The 26784-nt window shown below is 39.4% G+C and carries 21 protein-coding genes and 2 pseudogenes; 9 read left to right on the forward strand and 14 right to left on the reverse strand.

The window, feature by feature from the left end:
- Positions 1–306 precede the first annotated feature (306 nt).
- On the forward strand, positions 307–1164 hold the full coding sequence (locus CRI9333_RS17795; RefSeq protein WP_015204565.1) for an SDR family oxidoreductase: 858 nt from the start codon (positions 307–309) through the stop codon (positions 1162–1164).
- A gap of 252 nt (positions 1165–1416) precedes the next feature.
- Here CRI9333_RS17795 and tnpA read toward each other — a convergent pair.
- The 3 genes and pseudogenes from tnpA to CRI9333_RS28630 all read right to left on the reverse strand — a co-directional run bounded on the left by tnpA (position 1417) and on the right by CRI9333_RS28630 (position 2893).
- A pseudogene (gene tnpA / locus CRI9333_RS17800) lies at positions 1417–1832 on the reverse strand (IS200/IS605 family transposase).
- Positions 1833–1994: 162 nt separating this feature from the next.
- Positions 1995–2480, reverse strand: coding sequence for an HARBI1 family protein (locus CRI9333_RS28625; protein ID WP_041225848.1), 486 nt, complete (start codon positions 2478–2480; stop codon positions 1995–1997).
- Between the two features lie 2 nt (positions 2481–2482).
- Positions 2483–2893 (reverse strand): helix-turn-helix domain-containing protein, encoded by a 411-nt coding sequence (locus tag CRI9333_RS28630; protein WP_041225846.1) that lies wholly within the window; start codon positions 2891–2893, stop codon positions 2483–2485.
- Between the two features lie 146 nt (positions 2894–3039).
- Between CRI9333_RS28630 and CRI9333_RS17815 the strand changes: the two genes are divergently transcribed.
- Positions 3040–4227, forward strand: a complete 1188-nt coding sequence (locus CRI9333_RS17815; protein WP_015204566.1) for an RNA-guided endonuclease InsQ/TnpB family protein — start codon at positions 3040–3042, stop codon at positions 4225–4227.
- Positions 4228–4276: 49 nt separating this feature from the next.
- Here CRI9333_RS17815 and CRI9333_RS17820 read toward each other — a convergent pair whose 3' ends face one another.
- The gene (locus tag CRI9333_RS17820) at positions 4277–5320 is read right to left on the reverse strand and encodes a hemerythrin domain-containing protein (RefSeq protein WP_015204567.1); all 1044 of its coding nucleotides are present in this window, start codon (positions 5318–5320) and stop codon (positions 4277–4279) included.
- Between the two features lie 214 nt (positions 5321–5534).
- Complete coding sequence (locus tag CRI9333_RS17825; RefSeq protein WP_015204568.1) at positions 5535–6572, reverse strand: hemerythrin domain-containing protein; 1038 nt, start codon at positions 6570–6572, stop codon at positions 5535–5537.
- Positions 6573–7077: 505 nt separating this feature from the next.
- Here CRI9333_RS17825 and CRI9333_RS17830 point away from each other — a divergent pair.
- Together CRI9333_RS17830 and CRI9333_RS17835 are read left to right on the forward strand one after the other, a co-directional pair.
- Positions 7078–7821 (forward strand): LmeA family phospholipid-binding protein, encoded by a 744-nt coding sequence (locus CRI9333_RS17830; protein ID WP_015204569.1) that lies wholly within the window; start codon positions 7078–7080, stop codon positions 7819–7821.
- 110 nt (positions 7822–7931) lie between these two features.
- The gene (locus tag CRI9333_RS17835; protein WP_015204570.1) at positions 7932–8450 is read left to right on the forward strand and encodes a DUF2231 domain-containing protein; all 519 of its coding nucleotides are present in this window, start codon (positions 7932–7934) and stop codon (positions 8448–8450) included.
- A 228-nt stretch (positions 8451–8678) separates the two neighbouring features.
- On the opposite strand, the gene CRI9333_RS17840 is transcribed toward CRI9333_RS17835, so the two are convergent.
- Complete coding sequence (locus CRI9333_RS17840) at positions 8679–9101, reverse strand: hypothetical protein (RefSeq protein WP_015204571.1); 423 nt, start codon at positions 9099–9101, stop codon at positions 8679–8681.
- A 176-nt stretch (positions 9102–9277) separates the two neighbouring features.
- Here CRI9333_RS17840 and CRI9333_RS28635 point away from each other — a divergent pair, with 176 nt between their 5' ends.
- On the forward strand, positions 9278–9571 hold the full coding sequence (locus CRI9333_RS28635; protein WP_015204572.1) for a ribosomal maturation YjgA family protein: 294 nt from the start codon (positions 9278–9280) through the stop codon (positions 9569–9571).
- A gap of 96 nt (positions 9572–9667) precedes the next feature.
- On the opposite strand, the gene CRI9333_RS17845 is transcribed toward CRI9333_RS28635, so the two are convergent.
- The gene (locus CRI9333_RS17845; protein ID WP_015204573.1) at positions 9668–10582 is read right to left on the reverse strand and encodes a metallophosphoesterase; all 915 of its coding nucleotides are present in this window, start codon (positions 10580–10582) and stop codon (positions 9668–9670) included.
- 446 nt (positions 10583–11028) lie between these two features.
- Here CRI9333_RS17845 and CRI9333_RS25105 point away from each other — a divergent pair, with 446 nt between their 5' ends.
- Positions 11029–12126 carry a hypothetical protein gene (locus CRI9333_RS25105; RefSeq protein ID WP_015204574.1) on the forward strand — a complete coding sequence of 366 codons (1098 nt, stop codon included), beginning with the start codon at positions 11029–11031 and terminating at the stop codon, positions 12124–12126.
- A gap of 80 nt (positions 12127–12206) precedes the next feature.
- On the opposite strand, the gene CRI9333_RS17855 is transcribed toward CRI9333_RS25105, so the two are convergent.
- A complete protein-coding gene (locus tag CRI9333_RS17855) occupies positions 12207–12899 on the reverse strand; it encodes an N-acetylmannosamine-6-phosphate 2-epimerase (RefSeq protein WP_015204575.1) in 693 nt (230 codons plus the stop codon).
- Positions 12900–13135: 236 nt separating this feature from the next.
- Between CRI9333_RS17855 and CRI9333_RS17860 the strand changes: the two genes are divergently transcribed.
- Together CRI9333_RS17860 and cobN are read left to right on the forward strand one after the other, a co-directional pair.
- Positions 13136–13597 (forward strand): hypothetical protein, encoded by a 462-nt coding sequence (locus CRI9333_RS17860; protein ID WP_015204576.1) that lies wholly within the window; start codon positions 13136–13138, stop codon positions 13595–13597.
- Positions 13598–13964: 367 nt separating this feature from the next.
- Positions 13965–17954 carry a cobaltochelatase subunit CobN gene (gene cobN, locus CRI9333_RS17865; RefSeq protein WP_015204577.1) on the forward strand — a complete coding sequence of 1330 codons (3990 nt, stop codon included), beginning with the start codon at positions 13965–13967 and terminating at the stop codon, positions 17952–17954.
- Here the strand turns inward: cobN and CRI9333_RS17870 are convergent.
- The 6 genes and pseudogenes from CRI9333_RS17870 to CRI9333_RS17895 all read right to left on the reverse strand — a co-directional run bounded on the left by CRI9333_RS17870 (position 17951) and on the right by CRI9333_RS17895 (position 26194).
- Complete coding sequence (locus CRI9333_RS17870) at positions 17951–18742, reverse strand: metallophosphoesterase family protein (RefSeq protein ID WP_015204578.1); 792 nt, start codon at positions 18740–18742, stop codon at positions 17951–17953. The two genes, cobN and CRI9333_RS17870, sit on opposite strands and share 4 nt — an antisense overlap.
- 14 nt (positions 18743–18756) lie before the next feature.
- Positions 18757–19236, reverse strand: coding sequence for a hypothetical protein (locus tag CRI9333_RS25110; RefSeq protein WP_015204579.1), 480 nt, complete (start codon positions 19234–19236; stop codon positions 18757–18759).
- A gap of 260 nt (positions 19237–19496) precedes the next feature.
- A complete protein-coding gene (locus CRI9333_RS17880; protein WP_015204580.1) occupies positions 19497–21320 on the reverse strand; it encodes an ATP-binding protein in 1824 nt (607 codons plus the stop codon).
- Positions 21317–22279: a phosphate/phosphite/phosphonate ABC transporter substrate-binding protein gene (locus tag CRI9333_RS17885; protein WP_015204581.1), complete on the reverse strand. Its 963-nt coding sequence runs from the start codon at positions 22277–22279 to the stop codon at positions 21317–21319. Before CRI9333_RS17885 ends, CRI9333_RS17880 begins: the two co-directional genes overlap by 4 nt.
- Positions 22280–22804: 525 nt before the next feature.
- Positions 22805–25175: pseudogene (locus CRI9333_RS17890) on the reverse strand (Tn3 family transposase).
- A gap of 119 nt (positions 25176–25294) precedes the next feature.
- Positions 25295–26194 (reverse strand): tyrosine-type recombinase/integrase, encoded by a 900-nt coding sequence (locus CRI9333_RS17895; RefSeq protein ID WP_015179980.1) that lies wholly within the window; start codon positions 26192–26194, stop codon positions 25295–25297.
- 81 nt (positions 26195–26275) lie between these two features.
- On the opposite strand from CRI9333_RS17895, the gene CRI9333_RS17900 reads away from it, so the two are divergent.
- Complete coding sequence (locus CRI9333_RS17900; protein ID WP_015179979.1) at positions 26276–26743, forward strand: helix-turn-helix domain-containing protein; 468 nt, start codon at positions 26276–26278, stop codon at positions 26741–26743.
- Positions 26744–26784: the final 41 nt, after the last annotated feature.

A 26784-nucleotide genomic window follows, 5' to 3' on the forward strand; every position in this document is an offset into this window, starting at 1 on the left:
CCATTAATATCTAAAAATTCTGCTCAGATTTCAGTAATTGTTAAAACTATCACAAAAAATAAAGCTAAGGCAGCTAATAGTATACATCCCTCGGTTGAGCAAATAATTTATCAGTTTCCCTCCTCAGATTGATAAAGCAAAAACAAGCTGTTGTTAGCCTGTTGGATAGATTTACAGCTAAAAAAATTGCAAACAAATTTTAACCTTGGGTTGCAACTGATCCAATGTTGTGTTTTAGCGTTTTACCAAGAGTTAGCTAAACTTCCAAAAATAATTTCAAGTTGAGATAAATTTAACGAGAACTTTATGCCAGAGCAAGAATTACAACCGCCTCAACACCAAGATCAACAACCAGGTATTGAGTCAGAAATGACTCCCAAACCTCAAGCTGATGATGATAAATATCGTGGTAGTGGCAAGTTAGAAGGTAAGGTAGCATTAATTACGGGTGGCGATAGTGGAATTGGTCGTGCTGTTGCGATCGCATTTGCCAAAGAAGGTGCTAATGTGGCGATCGCATATCTTAACGAACACGACGACGCTAAAGAAGCCAAGCAGCTAGTGGAACAACAAGGTCGCAAATGTTTCACAATTGCCGGGGATATCGGCGACGAAAGCTTTTGTCAACAAGCAGTACAACAAACAGTTGATGCTTTAGGTCAACTTGATATTCTAGTTAATAATGCTGCTGAACAGCATCCCCAAGAAAGCATTGAAGATATCACGGCTGAACAATTGGAACGTACCTTCCGCACTAATATTTTCGCAATGTTTTATCTGACTAAAGCAGCGATGAAGCATCTCAAAGAAGGAAGTGCAATTATTAACACAACTTCAGTGACGGCTTATAAAGGCAATCAACAACTGCTTGATTATTCCTCTACAAAAGGAGCAATTGTTACCTTTACTCGCTCTTTATCACAATCTTTAATAGAAAAAGGGATTCGTGTTAACGGGGTAGCACCTGGTCCAATTTGGACACCATTAATTCCGGCTACATTCCCAGAAGAAAAGGTTGCTAGTTTTGGTAAAGAAGTCCCAATGCAACGCGCTGGACAACCGGAAGAAATTGCCCCTAGTTATGTATTTTTAGCTTCAGATGACTCTTCTTATATATCTGGTCAAATTCTACATCCCAATGGTGGCGTAGTTGTCAACGGATAATTGCAAACAAATGCCCCAGGCTCAAGCTTGGGGCTATATGCGGTAATCAATATACCAAATCACAATAGCCTGCGTAGGCAGGCTTAGTTTGTATAGCCGCACCCTTGAGGGTGTCGGCTATTTAACTGAAACAGCAGAAGTCCCACATCTGTACTGTACTCAGTCAGTGTGGGATGAATGCGCGTGAGTTGACGACAGTAGGAGTGAACAATGCTTCGCTGTGTTCACTTCTACATGGAGGAAACGAACAATTTAATTGGCGGGAGATTCTTGAGCCTCAATGTATTTCCTAAGTGTAGATAGAGTTACACCGCCACAACTGGCTACAAAATATGAGCCACTCCAAAAAACATCTTTCCAGTAAAAGCTTTCCAAGTGTTCTGCAAACTCTTGGCGGAGTTTTCTAGAAGATACAGACTTTAGATTGTTTACCAACTTGCTCAACTCAACATCTGAATAGTACTGAAAAAGCAGGTGTACATGATCATCTTCTCCATTAAATTCAATCAACTTACAGTCCCACTTCTCCAGTAATTCTTCCATTACAACATTGAGTCGAGTAAGCATAAAAGATGTAAAGGCTTTACGCCGATACTTAGTCACTAGCACTTCTTGTGAACTTTGAGATCGCTAACGGAACGACCCTTTGATACAAAAGACATCTCCAGGAACCATCAAAACCTTTCATAGAAAGGTTTTGATGGTTTTTAAGTTTGTGCGATCGCTCGATCATAAATACGACTTAATCAGGCTTTGAGCTAAATCCAGTTAATTTAGAACCCAAAGATCAACAGGCTTACACAGCAATAATCTCTTAAAAATTCAGATTTTTACACTGCTAGTATTAAGGCTCCGATCCTCAACCTAACTAAACCACAAACTATCTGGATTACTTGGTCATAATGTTGTGATCTTAACCTAAATCTGTCCTGGGCTATCCGAAATATTTTCACCAATCTAATGATATGTTCAACTACAATTCGTTGCGTTGATATTTCTTTGTTTTCTTGCTTTTGTTGAGGGCTTAATTCTTGATTTTTACGTTTTTTATGGGGTGTTTCAATTTGGTTTTCTCCTAGATAACCTTTATCCGCTTTAAACTTCTGACTAACCTCAAAATTTGCCAATCTTTCTCTAAACATATTAATATCGCTACTTGGGCCAGGTTTTCCTATTGTTACATCGACTATTTCTGAACCATCTGGTAAAATAATAAACTGGTTTTTTAGTGTATGATTTTTCTTCTTCCCTGAATAAAACTTTTTCTGTTCGCTGTAGTCGGTAGGTCTTGCTCTAGCTTGTTCTGAGCTATCCACTACTAATACCCACTGCTCCAGGACTTCTTTATACCTTTTCCAATCATTGCCTTTTTTTTTACTTGTTCTAAAAGAGATGCTGGCAACAATTCACCCAAAATTTTTATCCAGTCATGGAATATATTGTGTGCCGTTGATTCACTTACCCCGAACTGCACACCTAGTAGTTGAAATGTCGGCATATGGTGCAGATAAACTAAAGTTAATAATATCTGCTCTGTCACAGATAATTTTGGCTTTCTACCACCACCTTTTTTTATTATTCTAATCTTGGTTTCTTCTTCTCCACCTTGGAATTGGTTGAAGAGAGCTTCTGCTTCTACGATTAGCCATTGCAACTGTTGGTAATCAATTCCCAACAACCGTTTAGTTTCTTGAGGGTTAGATGTAATGTATTCCAGTAAAGAACTCATGCCCAGCAGTTAAAAATACAATTTTACTATCCTTTTGGGCTACCCAGTTTATTTTTTGGAGATGTCTAAAGTCTTTTTTCATATTTTCTGCAATTATATTTAAGTCGGTGTATACTAAAAACATAACACCGATTAGGTCGATTCAGGTGAGAACATCCTATCAGTACCGATTAAAACCAACCCGCGAACAAATAAAAATTATTGACAACACATTAGATATGTTGCGTTGTCAATACAATTATCAACTTGCTCAAAGGTTTGATTGGTATGATCAAAATAGATGCCCGATAGATAGATGTTCTCTTACTGTTTGCCACCTACCTGAACTAAAAGACAAGCCTAATCGTTATAGTCAACAAGCAACTCTAACTCAACTCAAGATAGATCGACCTTGGTACAAAACCATTTACTCACAAGTACTACAAGAAGTACCAAAAAAGGTAGAACTAGCTTTTGATAAATGGTTAAAAGGAGACTGTAACGGTAAAAAGTTGGGCAAGCCTAGATTTAAAGCTAAAGGGCAATACAAGACTTTCACCTATCCCCAATTCAAAAAATACCATTTTGTAAATAACAAAATTAAGTTAGCTAAAATTGGCGATATAAAAGTAATTGTTCATCGTCCAATACCGGATGGGTTTGATATCAAGACTGTATCTGTAACTAAGAAAGCCAACGGCTACTACGTTACTCTAAGCCTTGATGACAAAACAGTTCCAGAAATTAAATCTGATTTTAATCCTGATAATATTGTTGGGATTGATGTAGGATTAATTGATTTTATTGTCACATCGGACAACGAAAGAATTGTTGCAGCTAAATTTTTGCGTAAATCTGAACGCAAACTAAAATCAGCACAGCGTCGTGTTTCTCGTAGAACTAAGGGTTCTAATCGTCGTAAGAAAGCGATTGAAAAACTAGGAATTCAACACAAAAAAGTTGCTGATACCAGGTCATATTTTCACTTCAAAACAGCTAATACGTTACTTAAAAAGTATGATGTTGTCGCTGTCGAGGAGTTGAATATCAAGGGACTAGCTAAATCAAGGCTTGCTAAAAGTGTAAATGACGCTGGTTGGGGACAATTTATTTCAATACTGACAGTCAAAGCCGAAAATGCTGGACTGAAAGTAGTTGCTGTAAATTCAAATGGTACAAGCCAAGAATGCTCTAGTTGTGGTCATAAAGTGAAAAAGCCGCTATCTCAAAGAACCCATAATTGCCCTAATTGTCAGGTCAATTTGTGTAGGGATTTGAACGCGGCAATAAATATAAAGAATCGTGGGACGCACGATCTAAAAGCTCAGTCAATGTCTTCATTGAAGAGTCGCTGAGAAGCCTACACCTACCTGTAATCAGGAGGTGTAGGTATGTCACAAAATCCTACTTGGCAGAAGCAGCTAATTTTTGCTGAATCTCGCTCTTAGCAGCTTTGAACTCAGTAGACATTTGCTCTTTTTGCTCAGTGCTACAGTTTTTATCAATTGCTGCAAACATGGTGCTTTCTTCTTGACGAATATGATCGCCAACTGCATCCATTAACTGTTTAATTTTGTCTTTGAATTCAGGTGCATAAGGGCTGGTAGCTTTAATTTCTTCCAACATCCGCTTCATTTCACCTTGCTCATCAAACAACTCTTGAGTGTTGTCATCGCCGTAGAAAGAGCGCACTCTAGGATAAACAATTTGCTCCTCAGCTTCAGCATGAGCAATTAAATCTTTATAAAGCTGACCAAAGTATTCTTGGAGCTTTTGAGGATCGTTGGTAGCACCGATTTCGGTGAAGATGGTATTGGTCTTACTATGATCCAGACGGATGAGGGTCTGGATATTCATATCTTGTTTATCAGAATTGTGGGTAACTACGCTACCGAATACACCTGATAAAGCTGCAACGCCATCTTGAACACGCGCCCACAGACCTTGATCTGCTTCTTTTCCGGTGAGTTCACGTACACCGATAACTTCGATAATGCCTTTTAGTTGTTCTTGGTGAGCGCGGTTTTCAAAGTTAACGGTGTTTAAAGGTCCAATTGCCAATTCGATATCAGCACCAACTTTTTGAGCGCACTTGTGAACTAAAATGCCAGCCATTGCTTGCTTATGCTTGAGCAATTCGTGTTGAGAAATCTTTTGGTAAATAGAAAGCTCAGAACCAGACATTAATTTCTGAGTCTGCTCAATCATTTGTTGGCTGCTTTGGCGGGGTTCTGATGGGATACCATACTGCACAATTACAGTTTCTAGAACGCCGAGGTTTTTGCGATCGTCTTCGAGCATATTTTGAATGCGATCGCGAATTTCTTGATCAGAAATAGCAGAAATTAACGTTTCTTCATTGGAAATTAGCAATTGTTGCAAAGCTTTCATATCGGCTAATTCCATACCAATAGCCTGACGCTTGGTATCATCTAAAGTTTGAACCATGTCAAATGTTCCTCTCAAACAAAATATTAAATTCTTTTATTATCATCGCTTTTCAAAACTTTACAATCATCTTTCTTTTGAAGGATAAAAAATAAATTTTTAGTTATTTAATAATCAACGTATATCAAAAAATATTATCTAAAAATGCTCCTACAACTTTAGTTGTAGGAGCATCAAATGCTAACTATAAGTTATGGCTATCAGCCACTAATTACTACTTGACAGCAGCAGCCATTTGGTCTTGTAACTTGCTTTTAACTGATTTGAACTCAGTAGCCATTTGCTGTTGTTTCTCACTGCTGAAGTTATCCCGCAGTTTGGGCAACATATCGTTTTCTTCTTCGGTAACGTGCTGTTTAACTGACTTCATCAAGTTTTCAACATTAACTTTGAAATTAGGATCAGATGGGTTGAGAGACCTAATCTGCTCTAGCATCTGCTTCACTTCAGCTTGTTCGCTGTATAAGTCTTGAGTCTTTTCGTAATAAGAGCGAACTGCTGGATAAACAACTTGTTCTTCCGCAGCAGAGTGGGCGCTTAAATCTTTATAGATTTGACCAAAATACTCTTGAATTTTTTGAGGATCGTTAGAACCTAAAAGTTCCATGAACAGAGTATCAACTTTGGTATGATCCATACGGAGAATTTCACCGATGGTCATATCAGAGCGATCGCTATTTTGGGTAACAGCACTACCAACTACACCAGATAAAGCTGCAACAGCATCTTGAACTCGCGCCCACAGACCTTGATCTGCGTCTTTTCCAGTTAATTCACGAACACCCAAAATTTCCAAAATTCCTTTTAGTTGTTCTTGGTGTGCGCGGTTTTCAAAGTTAACCGTATTTAAAGGAGTAATTGCAGCATCAACATCTGCACCTACAACTTGAGCAGCTTTGTGAATAAGCAGTCCAGTCATAGTTTGCTTATGCTTCAGCAATTCGTGTTGAGCCACCTTTTCAAACAAAGTTAGCTCAGAACTTTCCATTAATTTTTGAGTTTCTTGAAGAATCTTCTGTGCGCTTTCTTTTGGTTCACTCTTGACACCATATTGAATAATCACAGTATCGAGGATGCCCAGATTTTTCTGATCATCCTCAAGCATATCTTGTATGCGTTTACGAATATCGTTATCGCTAATTTCCTGAATAAACTTTTGTTCGTTAGAAATAAGCAGATTTTGTAAACCTTTCATATCTGCTAATTTCATCGCGATCGCCTGACGCTTAGTGTCATCAAGAGTCGATACCATTTTTTTATTCTCCTATCAGAATTTGTTAATCAAACAGAGTTTTCAAATCTATATCAACGGTAGTCATAAGCAAACTGCCTATTCATCTCCCTTTTGACTGATAGCTCTAGAAGAAATTTAATTCAAATAAAGCCGTACATTAGCCATGTTAAGTACCTTAAAAATATTTTCGTGTGTACTGTATTTAGATGGATTTTAATAGCTTAAATTAGAAAAATTTAAAAGTGATTTTTAAGTAGTATCTATTGTTGGATAGATGAATTGAGATTATCTATAACTTTAGGTGTAAATTCTTGATTGCTCCCTATGTAAAAATAAAACCATCAAGCCAATAATTAAGTCGAAATTGGCAGTTTTACGTTTAAAATTGCTCATTAGCTTAAGTAAGCTTAGGCACAAGTTAACGCAATCTAATGATGATTATTTACTCCATCGCCAGACAGATATATTTATTAACTTCGATCGCATAAAGTGACTCAATAAAAGTAGAGCAGGAGAGCAGGGCGTGAGCCAAGAAGGAACAGGGCTAGGTGAACAGGCGCTGAATAAAGCGGTTGAAATTGGGCTATCTAGTCAACTAGACGAAGTAGAAAATCTGGAAGTACAAGTTAAAACTGATCCTTTCAAGCTGATGAGTGGAGAAATAGAATCAGTCTCCATTGAAGGCGATGGTCTAGTGATGAACAATGACTTGCGTGCAGAGGAATTAACAGTAAACACAGGAAAAATTTCCATCAATCCACTCAGCGCAGCTTTTGGAAAAATTGAACTTAACCATCCAACAGATGCAGATGCTCAGGTTGTCCTCAAAGAAGAGGATATCAACCGTGCATTTAATTCGGAATTCCTGCGTGAAAAGCTGCAAAACCTGGAAGTTAATATTAATGGTCAACCCACAACTATTAATACCAAGCGTGTAGATTTTCGTTTACCAGGCGATCAAAAAGTTGCACTAACTGCTGATATCATTCTTTCTCAAACCAATGAGGAGAAGAAAATCGAGTTTACCGCAACTCCTCGTAAAAGTCCTGATGGCTACTCTGTGTTGCTAGAAGACGTTCAATACTCAGAAGGAAAAGATTTATCTCCAGATTTAACAAAAACTTTATTGGAGAAAGCCAACGAACTTTTAGATTTGCGAAACTTTGAGCTAGAGGGAATGTCTCTACGCCTGAAGGCGCTGGATGTGCAAGCAGGAAAAATGAACTTGCAAGCTGAAGCCCATGTAGAACAATTTCCCTCGGAATAAGCGATTAGCAATTAGCTTTTAGCTTTTAGCGATTAGTTAATAACTCAAAGCTTATAGTAGCAGCTATAAGCAATAGCAAAATATCAAAGCATTAAACAAAGGACAAAAATATGACACAGACTCCTAGCGTTCCGCCATTAATTGAAAGCGATGAAAGCGATTATCGAGATTCTGGTGTAACCAGTACAGTTGCTGTTGCTGGACATCCTCTCCACCCTCTGCTAGTCACATTACCAATCACTTTTTTAGTGACTGCACCAGTAACAGATATAGTCTACTGGTTGACTAGCGATTTATTCTGGGCAAAAGCCTCTTATTGGGTAATAGTTGCTGGTTTAGCTACTGCTGTGATAGCTGCTATTACTGGTTTGATGGACTTTTTAAGAATTGAACGAGTCCGCAAGCGCAAAGCTGGTTGGGCGCATATGTTACTCAACGTTGCTGTGTTGGCGTTAACAATTATCAATTTGGTTGTGCGTTTGGGCGACCCCAGCAGTAAAATCTTGTATTTAGGACTGACAATTTCAGTAATTGTCGCAACCCTGCTTGGTCTTTCAGGCTGGTACGGTGCTGAACTAATTTATCGTCATAAAGTGGCTGTAATTGGTTACGGCGACCCCAATAGATAATATTTTGTTTCAACTAAATCAAAATCAGGGATAAGGAATTGACTCCTTATCCCTGATTTTGTTTAACTTTAAATATATAGCAGTTAGACGTAAGTCCTGAAATTGATTTACGGAACAACAATGGTCATAAGGTTATAAAGAGTAGTAGCTCTGGATAGTTATGAATAAGATTTAATTGAACGGCTACCTTACCCATAACTATGCTATTAAATTCTCAAAAATCAGCAACTAAATAATTCCTGGTCCCTTACCACGAGTATCATGTTCCAGAGTAAGTTCTCCCTCTTTATCATCATTTGCTGAAGCTAAATCTTGGGCGCGTTGCTCAAGCTCATTTTCTGCTTCTTCCCTTAAGTCTCCTGGTTCGTTAATGTACATTTCGGGTTCAATAGCATAGTTATTGAGCAAACCCTCTTTGTCTACGGTATAGCCGTCCGTGGTATTAATACTCTCAGAATTTGTTTGATCGTTATTTTTGGTATTCTCTGAGGGGAGTTGTTTGAAGGCATCGTTCTCTCTTTCTCGGCGGGCTGCTGTTTCAGCAGGAACAATGCCCCGATCATAGTTATTTTCAGCAACTCGGTCTGATGTATCAGCACCTGCTTGGGGAGTTGTAGCTTTTCCTTGCCCACTTACATCTTGATTACTCATAATTATTTACTCCCAATATATTTCTATTTTAAGATTAAAATTTATTTGATATGATTAGTATCTATCTGCGGTATTAATTTATTATTTGATAACTTCAAATATTACTAATTTTTGCGCTTTTGATATAAATATAGTTTAAAACAAATTTAACTATAAAATTATATATAAATATAAATATGACTAGATTTTATAATCACCATATATATACACTCGCCTCTATATTAATAATTTTACTACTTGGCTGGTTGTCTAAATTTTATTCTGGAGCAGGTTCGCAGTGGATAAATAATCATGCAGGAGATGTTTTATATGAAATATTCTGGTGTTTATTTCTATCTTTATTTATTTTAAAGAGTATAAATTTAAAAAAGATTCCTTTATGGGTTTTTAGTGTCACCTGTGTAATTGAATTTTTACAACTTTGGCATCCAACCTGGAAAAAATTGAGAAGTTTGTCGATGGTAGTCTAACTGTATCAGTACTGTAGGGTGCGTTACGTTTCGCTAACGCACCCTACCCACTAAACAACAAAAAATAAAATTGCCCCTACCTTTTCTGGTTATTTGTCACGTTTTGTTAATGGTTCCTTGATCAAAAATGCGGTTATCTGTATCAATACCACTAATTACGATGCGATCGCTATATACATCAAACGCAGCAAAACTCAATTTACTTGCAGAATGCGCCGTCCACTCTGAACTCCCTACTGGTCGCACTCCTGCCCCAGCGCCACAAATTAAGTAGGTAGTACCATTAATTGGTACTGTGCGTTCATAGCTGTGTTCGTGACCATTAATATAAACTTGTACACCATACTTTTTAAACAAAGGTGTCAGTTTACTAATTAAGTCTTGATTCACGCCATAGTGACCGGATGAATAAAGTGGATTGTGTCCAAATACGACTTTCCAAGGTGCATTACTTTTGCTAAGTGCTGTTTCTAACCAAGGTAGTTGAGTTTGCCAATCAGCATTATGATTAGTATCTAGGGCAAAAAATTGCACTAAGTCGCGGCGAAATGTATAATAACGTTGCCCTTGCATATTAAAGTTTGGATAACGCACTTGCGGATCGCCATTATCGGTGCGGATGTCATGGTTTCCTAGACAAGCGTGAAATTTTACGTTTTGCTGGAGTAAAGATTGATAAGGTTGCTCAAATACGGCTTTAATTTTCTCAATTTCACCGTTGTTATAAATATTATCTCCAGCTAAAACAACTAAATTAAAATGTCGTTGCTGGTGATAACGAGTCATAGCCTTAGCTACAGCATATTGACCTTTAGCACCTGTTCCGGTGTCGGCTACGGATACAAAGCGTAATAGAGGATCGCCTGATGCTGGTGTTGTTAATTGTGATGCAGGTTGGGATTTTAAAGTTCGAGAATTGGGTATTTGAGCGAGAAGGCTCTTACCTAAAACAGCTAAACCAAAACCACTGAGACCCGTTAAAAATAGAAAGTGACGGCGTTTAATGCTCATGGATAAATGCGATCGCGTTGTTGAATAGCTGCTTATTCATTACGCCTTTTTACCAAATTACTTATGGAAAGGGATAGGGTAAAAAGGCGTTTTAAATATAATTTTTAGTTCAAGTAAAAAATTAATTTTACATAATACTAAAATTGGATGTTGGTAATATATTATAGCTTAGACTATTAAATATACCAAAAAACACCTATTACTTATCCCTTAATTAAAAATAAAAAAATCACCCCATCTGATGAGTAAATCTTGCCTCTAGGAATAATTAGAAGCTTTGCTCTGTAGATGTTAAATTATTGTGTATATTGTGTGGGTGATAAAGTTTTAATAATTACCGAGTTAAAACTCATGTTAAGTTCTAAGATTAGTGCTGTAAGGTGAGCAAATCATTAATAATCTATAGTATTTGTTACAAATTGGCGCTGTAGTCAAGGGGGTATTGAATGTCACAGGACGAACCAAAGCAGTCGGAGTCAGTCAAACCAACTCCTAAAACACCGAATGTTTCATCAAGTACTAATAAGTCAGGAACAAGCTTAGAGCAGGCAACCCAGGCTGCCCAGCAAACTTGGAAACGCACTCAACCTGTGCTGAAAGTTCAAGGCATTAAGGTTTTACGAGGAACAATTAATCTGCTAGAACAGGTGGCGGATAAATTAGAGGCACAACCGATACCAGCTAGTCCATCTTCTAGTGAGTTAACTCCACCAGTTGTGGTTTCGCCACCGCAGGTAGTAGTATCTAAACCTGTTGATAGCACAACTGCAACCGCAGACGCGGTAATTGATAGTAAAACAGCAGATACCTCGAAGTTAGACGAGACGAGGATTTCTGAGATTATTGAAATTACACCAAAAACACCAGCACAACAGACATCCGTAACAACAACACCTGTAACAGAAATTGAAGACACAGCTAAACCTCCAACTTTTGTAGATAGGTTTATGCCGAGTTTTCAGAGTGTACAGACGGCGTGGAATGGTGTTTTAAAGCTGGTTCGTGGTTTATTACCAGCATCGGCAAATCAAAAGTTATCTGATTGGGGATTAACTGCTGCGATCGCAAGTACAATTGTGCTGATACTTTGGATCAGCGTGGCAGTTTCACCTGACAAGCCAGTTGATGTCACTAAACTTCCTCCAGAAGAAATTCAAACGCCGCCAGAATTAAAAGCCCCGAAAAAGCCAGAACCTATAGAGGTTGTGCCTTCTAAACCTCCACTACTGACACCAGAGCAAAATTTGATTGCATCAATTCAAAATCAAGTTACTGGAATTACTAATCAGTATGCGGATGGGCTAATTCAGTCGCTTGAGGTGAATTTTCCTAAAAGCTTGTTAATTATTAAGGTGAGTCCAGATTGGTATGATATCAAGCCTGGTAAGCAGGATAAGTTAGCTGATGAGATGCTCAGTCGCTCGGCGGAAATGGATTTCAGTAAGTTAGAAATTACTGATACTAAGGGCAATATTGTTGCCCGTAGTCCTGTGGTGGGAACACACATGGTAATTTTGAAGCGACAGCTAGATTTAGATGCTTAAATTGGGTTTTAAAGAAACCCCACCCCCTGCCCCCTCCCCTTAATAAGGGGAGGGGGTGAGAAATCGGCTTTTTCCAAAGGTCAATTTTGGAGAAGAGAGAGATAATTTTTAACCTGGTAATCTATACCTGTAATGGCAGTGCCAACTACGACGGCGTAGGCTCCTAATTCTAAGGCTTGCTTTGCCATTTGGGGTGAAGCAATCCCACCTTCGCAAATTACAGGAACATTTAACTGTTGTACCATTTGGGTTAATAAATCAAAGCCTGGTGGCGAGAGATGTTCAGTTTGGGTGGTGTAGCCGTAGAGTGTTGTACCTACACAATCTGCACCAGCATTGGCGGCGGAGATCGCACACTCTATACTATCTACATCTGCCATTACTTGTTTGCCTAGTTCATTGTGTATACGCGCAATTAAGTTTTCTACGGTTTCTCCTTGGGGACGCGCTCTAAAAGTGGCATCAATAGCGATAATATCTGCACCTGCATTGGCGATCGCCTCCGCATCTTCAAATTGTGGTGTAATGTATACTTCGTACCCTGAATGCGATCGCTTCCACAGTCCAATTATCGGTACATTTACTTTACTTCTTACGGCTGCGACATGACTTGGCGTATCAATGCGTACACCAACTGCACCGTTGAGGACAGACGCTTCTGCCATTGCTGCAATTATTGTAGGGTCATGTAATGGGGATGTGGCTGGAGCCTGACAAGATACAATTAAATTATCTGCCAAGGGGGTAAGCGAATTTATAGAATTAGATGCCATTTTTAATAATTAAAAGCTCAAATTTAGATGCACCCTTGTTCATTATTCCTGAATATTTGACATTTTTTATATATAAAAATCATTAAATAACCATTCCCTCAAGCCTAATTTCTCTACTCCTTTATATCACTCTATAGTCGTAGATTAATTACTGCTAGGTTACAGCCAGAGGTTGATTTTGTTAAGGCTATGGATAGATAGCTTTAAAGTAGGGAAAAAAAGCTGGAGAAAAATTTATGGCACGTTCACATTTATTAAAAATTTGCGGTGCTGGGTTAGTAGTAGCTACCTTGTCAATATTGCCCTTAGCTCGTCCTGCGGCAGCCGATACCAGTGGTATGACTCAATATCAAAAAGGTCGCCATGAGATGGGAGGATATGGCTCAAATGTACAAGTGGGCAATATGATGCAGGCTCAGGGCATGAATTCTGGGATGCAATCCAATATGATGAGCGTTCAGGATATGAACAACAGATGGTATTCTGCTAGCGAAATGTATCGGATGGGTCGTCATGAATGGAGCGGTTCAGGGATGATGACTGGTTTAAGAACCTACGATAACGGCAGTATGATGATGCAGCGTCAGAGTACGGGAAGTGACATTATCATCAACACCACTACACCTAGCCAGAATAATACCACTACCCCTGGTATGAATATGAATACAACCACCCCTGGTGGAACCATGCAGCGTTAGTAAAGTGAGCCAGAATCTTGCTCTAGCTTTTTTGCCTTGCAGGTAATTGGCTATTTTATTGCCTTGATTTGTTTAAGGCAATATATAAATAAAGAGATTTGATCGCGGCGGAAGAGACAAAAACTTGGGAGAGCATTTAATATTTATCGCAACTTGAACTGAGGTAATTAGAGAATTGATTGCGCCCATTTAGTGGCGGTTAAAATCTCCTAAGAAGTAGCTCTACTTAATTAAGCTTAAAACCCCCTCCCCTTTGACAGGCAGGGGGTTTTAGGTTTGATATTTTTTGGAGGTAGGGCTACTTAAATGGCTTGTCTCGTTGCTAGAAATGCTATAACAGTTCAGACTAGGCTGGTAGGAGAAAATTGTGCATCGTTTAGCTGCAACCCCTGGAGGTTGGAATTCTCAGGCAGAAGGTGTGATTTTTATTGAACAAACTCCTGCTGATATTGTCTTAATTACCGCCGCAGATACAGATATTCAAACGCTGGCTGTAGCTGCTGCTCAATTATCTGCTGAATTTCCAGCAGTGCGGGTTGTTAATCTTTTACAGTTACAACAACAGTTAACTATTGATACCTACGCCGAAGATGTTTTGCAGCACGCAAAAGTAATTATTTTACGACTGCTGGGAGGACGTTCTTACTGGAGTTATGGGTTAGAAGTTTTACAGGAAACAGTTGCAAGCACAGGTGCGACACTTATTGTTTTACCAGGAGATGACCGTCCTGATCCAGATTTAGTTAGTCATTCTACTGTTTCTTTAAGTGTTGTTAATCAATTGTGGCGCTACTTTACAGAAGGTGGAGTAGATAATTTTGTTAACGCCTTAAAATTTATTGCTGATGTTTGTCTGGGGCAATCTTACTATCCACCAGAACCTAAAGCAGTGCCGCGCGTCGGTGTTTATACTTGGCGAGAGGAAAGTAGGGGAGAAGTGCAGGTTAATTCTGCTGTGCATTTATCGCCTATATTTGCACTTAAGACAGTAGGTATTCTTTTCTACCGCGCTCATTATTTAGCTGGTAACACTTCTGTAATTGATGCTATTTGTCAAGCTTTAGTTGAACGGCAACTGGAACCTGTACCTGTGTTTGTTTCTGCGTTGCGAGATTCAGATGTGCAAGCAGATTTGTTGGAGTATTTTCAACCGAAAGAGGCTGAAGGTATTCAGTTGTTATTAAATACAACGAGTTTTTCTCTGGCTAAGTTGGAAACAGAAACGCCTCAGTTGGAGTTGTGGCAACAATTAAATGTGCCTGTGTTGCAGGTAATTTTAAGTGGTGGAAATAAGGAGCAGTGGGAGTCGAATTTTCAGGGGTTAGCACCACGAGATATGGCGATGAATGTGGCGCTACCGGAGGTGGATGGGCGGATTATTAGTCGGGCGGTTTCTTTTAAGGCGGTTGAGGTTTGGAATGCTCAGTTAGAAACGGATGTGGTCGTTTATGAAGCGGTGAGCGATCGCATTCAATTTGTAGCAGATTTAGCTGCTAATTGGGTACATTTGCGCGAAACTCCGCCAAAGGATAGATGTATTGCTTTAATTTTGGCTAATTATCCTAATCGTGATGGCAGGTTGGCTAATGGTGTTGGTTTGGATACTCCTGCTAGTTGCATAGAAATACTTAAGGCTTTGCAGGAAGCTGGTTATTTAGTTGAGAATATACCTGCAAGTGGGGATGAGTTGATTCAGCGTTTAACTTCTGGGGTGACTAATGATCCAGAAGGGCGCGAGTTGCGAGTTGTGCAGCAATCTTTGTCTGTTGAGGAATATCAGGAGTATTTTGCTACGTTACCTGTAGAGGTGCAGAAGGGTATGTGCGATCGCTGGGGTGAACCTTCCCAATACGCTACCCAAGGGGTTTTCCCTATTTCTGGTATTCAATTAGGCAATATCTTTGTCGGTATTCAACCAGCGCGTGGTTATGATCTTGACCCTAGTTTGAATTATCATGCACCAGATTTAGAACCAACTCATAGTTATTTGGCTTTTTATTATTGGTTAAGAAAACATTTTGAAACGCAGGCAATTGTTGATGTAGGGAAACACGGTAATTTGGAGTGGCTACCTGGTAAAAGTGTGGCTTTATCTGATAGTTGTTATCCAGAGGTTGCTTTTGGTGCGTTGCCACATTTATATCCTTTTATTGTTAATGATCCTGGGGAAGGTTCTCAAGCTAAACGGCGATCGCAAGCGGTAATTATCGATCATTTGACTCCGCCGATGACTCGCGCTGAACTTTATGGCGGTTTGCAACAGTTGGAAGGTTTGATTGATGAGTATTATGAGGCGCAGAGTTTAGATCCTTCTAGGTTAAAGGTGATTGGCGATCGCATTAATGCTTTGATTTTTGAGGAAAATTTGGCAACGGATGTTGTAACGGATGTAACGGATGGGTTATCTGTTGGTGGTGTTGGGGTGAGTGAGAAGGAGTTAAGTTATGGGTTAAATGGTCGGTTGACAGCAGGGGTAATTAGTAATATTGATGGCTATCTTTGTGAGTTGAAGGAGGCACAGATTCGGGATGGGTTGCATATTTTTGGGTTGTGTCCGCAGGGGCGACAATTAAGGGATTTAATAGTTGCGATCGCACGTCAACCCAGTAATAATCGTTTGGGTTTAACTCGCGCTATTGCTAAGGATTTAGGTTTAGATTTTGACCCTCTGACAACTGATTTTAAGTTGCCTATTTCAGAAATTCACCCCCCCCTTCCCCCCCTTATTAAGGGGGGGCGAAAGTCTCAAATTAATACTGTGGGTGATGTTGTTGAAATATTAGAAGAATACGCTGCTGAGTTAGTCGAAAAAATTATCTCCTCTCCCCTCTCTCCTCTCCCCTCCCTCCTCCCCCCTCTCTCCTCTGAGTTGCAATGGATATGCGATCGCCTTCTTCCTGCATTGCTACAAACTAATCAGGAAATCACTTATTTATTGCATGGATTAAATGGCGGATATGTCCCTAGCGGTGCTTCGGGCGCACCTACGAGGGGAAGACCAGAAGTTTTACCTACGGGTCGCAATTTTTACTCGGTTGATATTCGTGCTATTCCTACGGAAACTGCTTGGGATCTTGGACGCAAAGCAGCAGAGGTAATGATTGAACGTTATACCCAAGAAAATGGTGAGTATCCCAAAACTATTGGGTTATCGGTTTGGGGTACTTCTACTATGCGGACTGGTGGGGATGATTTAGCCGAGGCGTTGGCGTTATTAGGTGTGCAACCTGTTTGGGATGGGGTTTCTCGACGGGTGGTAGATTTTGAAATTCTGCCGTTATCAATATTAGGTCGTCCGCGTGTGGATGTGACGCTAAGAATTTCGGGGTTTTTCCGTGATGCTTTTCCTAATTTAATTGATTTATTCGATTCTGCTGTTGCAGCAGTGGCGGCGTTAGATGAACCAGCAGATCAAAATCCCTTAGCAGCGCAGGTAAAGCAAGAAACCGAGTTATGGGAAAGTTCGGGGTTAAGTAAGGAAGAGGCGGAAATGCGATCGCGCTATCGCATTTTTGGTTCTAAACCTGGTGCTTATGGTGCAGGTTTACAAGGTTTAATTGAAGCGCAAAATTGGACAACTGATGCAGATTTAGCGCGGGCTTATATTAATTGGAGTAGTTACGCTTACACTAGCAATTCTCGCTCTTTGGGGAAAGTTGAGGGAACCCCACCCCCTAACATGGTTCCCGCCAGCAACGAGGGGGGATCTGACTCTGCACATTTAACTAAGGAAAAAGCATCTTTCCCCCCCCTGTTAACGGGGGGGTTAGGCGGGGTTTCCGCGCCAGAAGCTTTTGAGAAACGTCTCCAGCAAATGCAAGTTGTATTGCACAATCAAGATAACCGCGAACACGATTTATTAGATTCTGATGATTACTATCAATTTCAAGGTGGTTTAACAGTAGCGGTACGTGCAGTTAGTGGCAAAAATCCGCATACTTACTTTGGTGATAATTCTATACCTGCAAATCCCAAGGTGCGAAAGTTACAAGAAGAAATTGATCGTGTATATCGTTCCCGTGTAGTTAATCCTAAATGGATAGCTGGTGTAATGCGTCACGGTTATAAAGGTGCATTTGAAATGGCGGCGACAGTAGATTATTTATTTGCCTACGATGCTACTGCTAATTGTGTGTCAGATTTTATGTATCAAGGAGTAGCAGAGGCGTATTTATTTGATCCAGCAGTGCAAGATTTTATCCAACAAAAAAATCCTTGGGCGTTGCGGGATATGGCGGAAAGGTTGCTAGAAGCGCATCAACGAGGGTTGTGGGAAGGAGTTGGGCAAGAGATGGTGGATAAGTTAAGAGCATTGGTTCACGAAGCCGAAGCTGCGATCGAATCAAATGTTACCTAAGCCATTAATATAAATACTCGGTTTTCTACATTCAGAACTTGCACGCTTGAGTGTAAAGAAACTATTGGTATTTTCCAGTGTACGTGTCCGCAAATGACCAATAAATCGCTAGCTGTAGATAGTTCAGAGCGGATTAATTCATTTCCTGCAAGTTTAGCATCAGGAACAGTTGGCGCTTCATGCAGAATTAGAATATCCGGCTTTTGTTTAACTATATTACTCAAAGTTCTTTTATAGTCCTTTTCACGACGACGAAAAGGTTTACTTTGCTTACCTATAATTCCTGAAATGCCACTAATACGAAGTCCGTCAATAGTCATTATGTTACCATCAAAGTAATGTATACCTCTTATTGATGTAAAAGCCTTCATGTCTTCTAATGAAGCACCAAATAAATCGTGATTTCCTGCTACGCCAGCACAAAAACGAAACCGACGATTAAAAGCTTTCCAAACAGAACGAACATCACCTTCACCACCGCGAGTATCTGTTTGGGCATATAAATCGCCTGCTAACAACACACCGATTGTTTCTGGCGAGGGAATTTTTCCTAGAGCAGCCAAAGATTCTAGCTCATCCGCTACAGTATGACCAAGAAGGCATCTTTGTTGAGGTTCTATACCTTGTAAATCGCTAGTAGCAATCAAAGCATTCAAACCTTCTGGTAAAGCATCAACTTTAGCAACGAAAATAGGTAAAATCTTTTCAACTACACGAGTCTTGGTAGTAGCAGCAACTAAATATCTAATTTCGTGAATTGGTGAATCAGGAATTTTGACTATTCGCATACTAATAAATCTGCTTAATCAATAAAATCTATTTGTAAATAAGGACGCAATCCGACTATTTTAGTATCTGTAATTCCAAACCCAATTCCAGCATCATCGGGTAAATCATTTAACTTGGTAGTGAATCTAACTTGACCATTTTTAAAATCAAACTTATAGTTAGCTTCTAATTTTTCCGGCTGGGATTTAAGCGGGTAAATAGCTGTGCCGATACAATTCTTATAAGCCTTGCGGAGTGGAGCTTTATATTCTACAAGTCGAGGTTTTTCAGATACTAATTCGCTGGCTCCTGCTACAGATAAAGTATCAGCAATGACTATTTGATTAGACTGGGCAGCAATATTTATATACCCAAAGCTAAGAACCCAAAGACCAACCTTTTGAGGACAAGTTCCTGATTGACGTTTAACATTAAGAACTAAGTTTGGTTGAGGCTTAGATGTGACGTTGCTAATCACCTCCTCAGCTTCGTCAGCTTTTAAAAATGGAGCCATAAAAAATATGAAAATAATTATTAAACCAGGGATAATGAAAAATCTGGCTAATTTGTTAAAGTAATTCATCTGTTAGTAGGTGCAGTTACTAAACTGCACATCAATTAAAAGTATAATTTTTATTATAAAGGCAAATATCTCAAGGATGCGATCGCACAAACTTTTATTAACTGGTTAAAGTCAGTTTTTGAATTACCAACCACATAAGTATGATTAACTAACATTTGCTTGCTGACGAGTCTGGCTTACAGGGATTTCAATCACAAACTCCGTCCCCCTACGGTTTCTAAAGATAAATTATTTACTTTTGATTTACCAATTTTAGATAATCCATTTTGTACAATAGGTATTTGAATTGAAAACTCTGTCCCTTTACCTAATTCTGATTCGCACTCGATAATCCCTTGATGCTTCTGGATGATTTGATAACAAATTGACAAGCCTAATCCTGTTCCTTTACCTACAGGCTTAGTAGTGAAAAATGGATCGAATAGTTGTTTTTTGATTTCCTCTGTCATTCCAGAACCATTATCTGCAATTTTAATAATTATGTAATCACTTTCCAGTTGAGTAGTAATTGTAATCCGGCTAGAATTACTTTTGATTTCCTCAACAGAACGCTGATTATTATACTCATCCAGAGCATCAATAGCATTATTCAGGATATTCATAAATAGCTGATTAAGTTGTCCAGGATAGCAAGTGACTTGAGGTAAACTGCTATACTTTTTAACAATTTTAATTTCGGGATGATTTGGTCTAGCCTTTAATTTATTTTGCAAGATTAATAGCGTACTATCAATTCCTTCGTGAATATCAACTGCTTTCATATCAGCTTCATCTAAACGCGAGAAGTTACGCAAAGATAACACAATGTTTCTAATTCGTTCAGTACCAAGTCGCATTGAAGCAAGTACTTTTGGCAAGTCATCCATGATAAATTCTAGATCAATTGCTTGATGATGATCTGCAACTTCATCAACTGGATTGGGATAATGCTCTTGATACAACTGCAACAGTTCTAATATGTCTTGAATGTATTTATTAGCATGAGTGATATTGCCATGAATAAAGTTAACTGGGTTGTTAATTTCGTGAGCTACACCAGCAACCATTTGACCAAGACTAGACATTTTTTCAGTTTGAATCAGTTGCGCTTGGGTTTGTTGCAATTCTGTTAATGCTTGCTCGATTTCCTGTGCTTGTTGCCTAAGTTGCGCTTCTGATTTCCTTAATGTTTCTTCTATTTGCTTACGTTGCTCAATTTCACTTTCTAATATTTGGTTGGTATTTGTTAATTCAATAGTACGAGCAATTACTTTTTCCTCTAATGTACGGTAAGACTCACGCAAGGCGACAGCCATAAGGTTGAATTGCTCTGAAAGTTCTTGAACTTCATCGCCAGTTTTAATGTTTAAACGATAATCTAAATCTCCTGTGCCAATTTGATTTGCGCCTAGCTGCAATTTTTTAATAGATTTAATAACTGGCAATAAAATTAGCCAAAATTGACCAAATAACAGTATAATAATGATGCAAAGAATAGTTTGCCTAGCAACCTGAGCAGTTTGTTTAGAGCGACTAGCTTGCTCGCTTGCTAATCTATCCTGAAACCGAATATCTTTTGCTAAAGACTGCAAAGAAAAATCTATGCTTTTACCAAAGGAACTAATAGCTCTAAAGTCTTGATAAAATTGTTCTTGAGTTGATGGCGTATCGCTTAATTCATTACTTAACCGATTTAAAAACTTATGCTGGCGACTAATAACTGTAAGTTCTGAATTATCAGGCATTAGGCGCTGTAAATCATCTAAAGTTAGTTGGAATTCAGACTTAGCTTTTTGGTATTTAGCCATGTCTAAAGGGTCACGATTTAACATCAAGAAGTCCTTGAGAGCCATCACTTGGTCTCTTAAAAGGACTTCTAATTGTAGGGTATTATCAACGGATTTAGCAGCTTTGTCACGGCTTAATGCCGCCTGATTATCGGCTTTCCAAAGTAAAAATTCACTGCTAAACGCTAAGGAAGCAATCAGCCCAACAACACCTATAGAAGAACCAATAAATTTAGCAGAAATTTTCATTTAGCTTGACCTGGTTTTAAGTTAAGTTGCGCTTGTAGTTTTCTAATTGGTTCGTAGTCTTCATCTTGAACTAAAGTGTAGCCTGCGGCTTCAGCACCATTAACGTCTACAAGTCCTTCAGAAGCACTGACTAAAGCCTTTTTTAAATTAGTAACTAATTCAGGTGGAAGTTGATCAGCACGTACCACAATTGGTCCTTGAGGAATTGGGCTTGATTCCCAAATAATTTTATATTGTTGTGGATTAAATCTGCCAGCTTTTTGTTCATTAAGATATGATGGTTTATCATTGGCGATCGCATCCACTTCACCCGATTCTAAATCTGCTTTTACTTGAGCGTGACTACCAGAAAATTTAACTTTAGTAAAATCGGTTTCTGGATCGATACCCATCTCTTTAAAATGTCCTAACGGCATTAAATATCCAGAGGTCGAAGATTCACTCACAAACGCAAATCGCTTACCTCTAAGATCATTAACGTCGCTGATTCTATTGCTGTTGGTAACAATTACACTCGTATACCAAGGTCTTCCTGTATTTTTATCAATCGGAGCAACTATTGGTTGAATCTGGGGATTTCGTTGTTTAGCTTCAACATAAGCTAATGGTCCTAAGTAAGCAATTTGTACCTGACCTTCAGCTATTAAGTTAACAGGTGTCTGATAGTCTTTAGCAATTTGAAAGCTTACCTGTCTACCAAGAGTTTTTGCCAGATACTCTGCTAGAGGCTGAAGCGATTTTTGTTGCTCTACCGGATTCTTAGAAGGAATTACTGCTATGTTTAGACTCGTTGATTTTTGATCTGGCTTAGTTGATTGCTGTGTTTTTTCATCAGCAACTTGATCGCCTTTTAATTGTTGACAGCCCACACCTAAAGCAGTGACGATCACAGCTAGAACCAATGAGGCGACTGACGGGCTATGTAACCGTTCCATGCTTTTCAATTGATGTTGCAGCATTATTCTAAGACTATAAGGTAGTTAAGTTGTTTGCTATTGGGGCGATTGGTAAATATTAAAAAAACGCCAAAAATATAACTTGTAATTTATGCGCCTTTTTGGTATACTAAAAAGACCCATAAATTTTTTCCTATAAATTATTTAGTTTACCCTGACTTATTAAATATTGTCAGTAATTTAGCTATCAATGGAATCAGTGTTTATACGCATTGTAAACAGGTATTAAGCGACAAGTAGGGACGCAGGCTCCGCCAATGCCCCACAGATAGTGTAGATCATGTCTTTTGGCGTAAGTCCTGATCATGCCCTCCCTGTGTACAACGGAGGGGGCATGATTTCAACCTGATATTTTTTAACCCATCCTCAAAACTTATCAACATGGGTCTTAAATTCTTTGCGGATTAGTCTACTAGATGATGCTTTGAGAACTTTGATAAATTCAGCAATATGGCGTTGAGCCGAGATACGTGTAAAAAAGTGCAAGATAGAAGCGCAAAGCCTTGTCAGTTATGAATTTCAGAAATTTTATTCAATTGGCAAAACAATAGCTTGCTCCCAAGACGGCGGAACGTTCTGCAAATCCACCACATAATCCCCATAACGTTTGATCTGCCTAGTCAAATAAGGACTCAAACTTGCTAACAAATCCCGGTTAATCTTGTACCCTTCAGCACTTAACTGCTGCACAATCTGCGAAATATCCACAGCATTCTGGAGAATTACCGCACTCGCTACTAAGTCAAGATACTTAACCCGCTTTTCCTGCTCGCTAGGATCATTCTCCGTAATCACCCCATCCTTACCAAAAAATAGCCAGTCTAAAAAACCGTGATAACTTTCTACCTTATTGGTACAGGCAGTAATCTCCTGACGTAGCCCGCAATCTGAAATATATTCCAACAAAAACATTGTGCGAATCACCTGTCCCAAACAGCGAAAAGCCTGATAAAGACGATTTTTGCGACTGTAACTGCCCAATTTGCGTAAAATAGTCGATGGCATCAGTTTACCCGCCTTAATCGACAACACCACACGCATCAAATCTTGCCAGTGGGTGTGAATTAGCTTCCAATCCACTACCCCTTTGAACAATGGGTCAATATACTCATAAACATCTTGTGAACTAGGGCGTAAGAAAGTATAGTCCTGCCAGTTACGGATACGCGGCATTAACTTAATTCCTAACAGATAGGAGAGAGCAAACACCGGAGCCGATTGTCCCTGAGTATCAGCGTGCAGAGTTGAGGGCTGAATATCTGAGGTATTTTTGAGCAATCCATCTAAGATATAAACTGCTTCCCAAACGCCACAATTAATAAAGTGGGTGAACAGCGCGATGTAAGTATCCGAAACATGATGATAAGCAATCCCACCATAACCGCCATAGCGAATGTGGTACTCGCTTAACAAATTGTTCTCGTAAATCTCAAACTTACTACCGTCCGCCGCCGCTCGTTGTCCTGTTCCCCAACAAGAAGGCAATTGCAGTTGATTATAAGCATTGATCATATCCCTGATTGCTGCTTGCAACTTATCAGCAGTGATATGACGACGGTGAATGTAAGACAGCATATGGCTGGTAATTCCGCCTCGGCAGTGACGAGCCGTTTGGTTAGGCCCCAAATTGCAACCATAGCCAAAAGTCGTCAGGATATAACGTGTGCCTGCTTGAGTTAATTTCGCTTCCGACCCCGATATCGGGCCAAAATGGCGAGTCCAATGTAACCAATGCTCGACATTGCATAAAATATCCAATAAACTGCGTTCCGGCAATCGTTGTAAAATAGCTGATTCTAATTGGAAAGCCTCTTCAGATTGGGGTTGAGTTACAAGCCGCTTGAGTACAGGTTCTCCCTCCCTGTTAATTGTTATCTGGTCACTATTAGAACAAATTTGGTCTACTTCACGAGCCAGGAGCGTCAACTTTTGTTGAAGATATTCCACAAATTGAACACTATCGGCGGGAATTTCCAACGACTGACAGTATTCTTCCACCAGAGAAGAACATTCAGACCAAGGTAAAAGTTGTTCTCGGAAATCTGCATAATTTTCCGACCCCACTACGCAAGCATCGCCAGTCTTCAACTCAGAAGCCAAATGCACAAACAAGCAAATTTCTAGCTGAGTTCGGACTAGGACTTCTGTATCTCCTTGTTTCGTTACCACCAATCGTCGCCAAGCATCGTTGATAAAACTCAAATCAATAGTCGCAGGCAACCACTTGGCACGACGGTGTTCCTGTTCAAGTACAAAAGCCATTGCATCAATCACAGATTCATCGGCAGAAGTAGAGCGAATATCTAACGACCTAACTAACTCGAATAACAGCTTACGGTAGCGGCTATAGAATCGCCATAACAAAGGTAAGTAATTATGACTGTTGTAAGCAGTAATCTCTTCGCACTGCTGCAATAGTAAAGCTGTACCACCATGAACCTGTAAAACCGACTGGACTTGACTTCCTAAAGTCATCGCATCAGGAGTTTCATCGGAGGCTGTTAAAATTTCTGCCAACACTCCTAATAGAGATTGTGTCTGGGTTAAATGCTGTTCCCGCGGTTCGATCATAAGGCTTGACACCCAAGTAAGTCCTAATCGCTTGTTGATAATAACGTTTTGAGCGAACTGAAGGAATAGCCGATACCTTAACGCTGAGATTGAGGCATTTCCGCAAATGAGCAATGATAGCCGTCGGAACTGATTCTATGTCTGTGAAATAACCCAATCGTTGAAACGATTTCAGCATTACCATCAGTGCCAGCAATCCTGTTGGTGTTCGTACATTAGAGCGCACAAACTTAATTTCTTCTGTTGTTGGGGTATACAGTTCCGCCAGTTCCTTAGCCGAAGGTAAAGGTTTGAACTGTGGATAAGCAGTACGCTCAATTGATGTAATGGGGGATAGTCTCCAACTCTCACTCAGCTAGTACAGAGTATAATATCTACTCAGCATTTCTACTCAATTACCCAGAAAATCACCGGAAAAACTCGCGCTCTTTTTGTCCAAATTAACAATTAAATATTATTGTTGATTAAATAATTAAGTGCTTGTTTCGCTACATATTCTGACCGGGCTGATGTCACTTTTTGGTAACGTAATGTTGTCTGGATATTGGCGTGTCCCATCAAAGCTCTTAGTTCTTCAATTCCCATTAATCCTACTCGTTCTGTAGCAAATGTATGTCGTAAATCATGCAGACGTATACCAGCTAGCTCTGGTACAGGTTTAATTAATTCAGCCCAGTTTTTATGAACGGTACGATAGCTTAAACGGGTAACTTTATAACTACAAGGATGTTGAGCGGTAAATAATGCCGATATAGAGCTTTTGTGGCGATAATAACGCAAATAATGTTCTAAAGCTACTTGAGCATCTTCACTATAAAAACACCAACGTGACTTATTACCTTTACCAACCACGTAGAATTTGTGATTGCTCAAATCTATGTCAGTAAGGTTGAGGGCTAAAACTTCTCCAATCCTAGCTCCACTGCGGTGTAGGAGTTTTACCAATGCACGCATTCGGCTATCGGATGCCACTACCTGATACAGTAATTGAATTTGAGTAACGGTGAGATAACGAATTACTTCATCGGCTAAATGTTCGCCTTTTTTCGGATCAGGTTTTCGCCGTCGCAGCCGAGCGATAGGATTAACTTTAATGTAACCTTGTTCAACAGCGAAATTGAATAAAGCTTGAATAATTGCTTGATGTCGATGATGGGTAGTATAGGCTAAATTATCTAAGCTATCTAAATATTCAGTTAGTGCCTTTCGGCTGAGAATTTCTACAGGCATTCGCCCATATTCTTGCAATAAAGGTATTAATGTTCCTTCGTAAGAGCGAATAGTGTTTGGGGCTAATCCCTGTCTTTCTAAAAATTGAGTAGTTACTGTAGCTAAAGATACAGACACTTGGTGGAAATTATTTTAATAAACGATTTATTAACTTTAAAAGATTGACGTAGAACCAACAGTTAATTAAAACACATTTTTATGTCGATTTCAGAACATACTAATTTGCCCCAAGAACAAGAAACCTTAGCTAGTTTTGTGCAACGAGTGCGTGCTAGTTTAGGGTTGAGCCAACACGAAGTTGCGCTGAAGGCTGGAATTCATTTGCAAAGTTTGGGAAAAATTGAACGAGGTCTAACTTCGCGGTTAAATTATAAAACTCTCAATGGGTTGGCATTGGCTTTGCAAACCCCAGTTGAGTATCTTGATGCTGTGAGTAAGGGATTACCACTTGCTGCAACTACAGAATTAAAATTTTGTCCACACTGCTGGACTCCCGGTACTGCTCCCGATCCACTTTGGACTCATGCCCGTGCTAAATTTTGTTGCTTTTGTGGTTTTCAACTGATCAATCGTTGTCCTAGCTGCTCTGAACCCATCTCATCAATGAAATTTCGCTTCTGTCCTTTTTGTGGGTGTTCTTATAAAGCTAAAACCACTGCTGGTTAAGGCTTTGCGCTTTTATATTGCACTTTTTTACACGTATCTCG

The sequence above is a fragment of the Crinalium epipsammum PCC 9333 genome, assembly GCF_000317495.1.
In the GTDB taxonomy this organism is placed as follows: Bacteria; Cyanobacteriota; Cyanobacteriia; order Cyanobacteriales; family PCC-9333; genus Crinalium; species Crinalium epipsammum.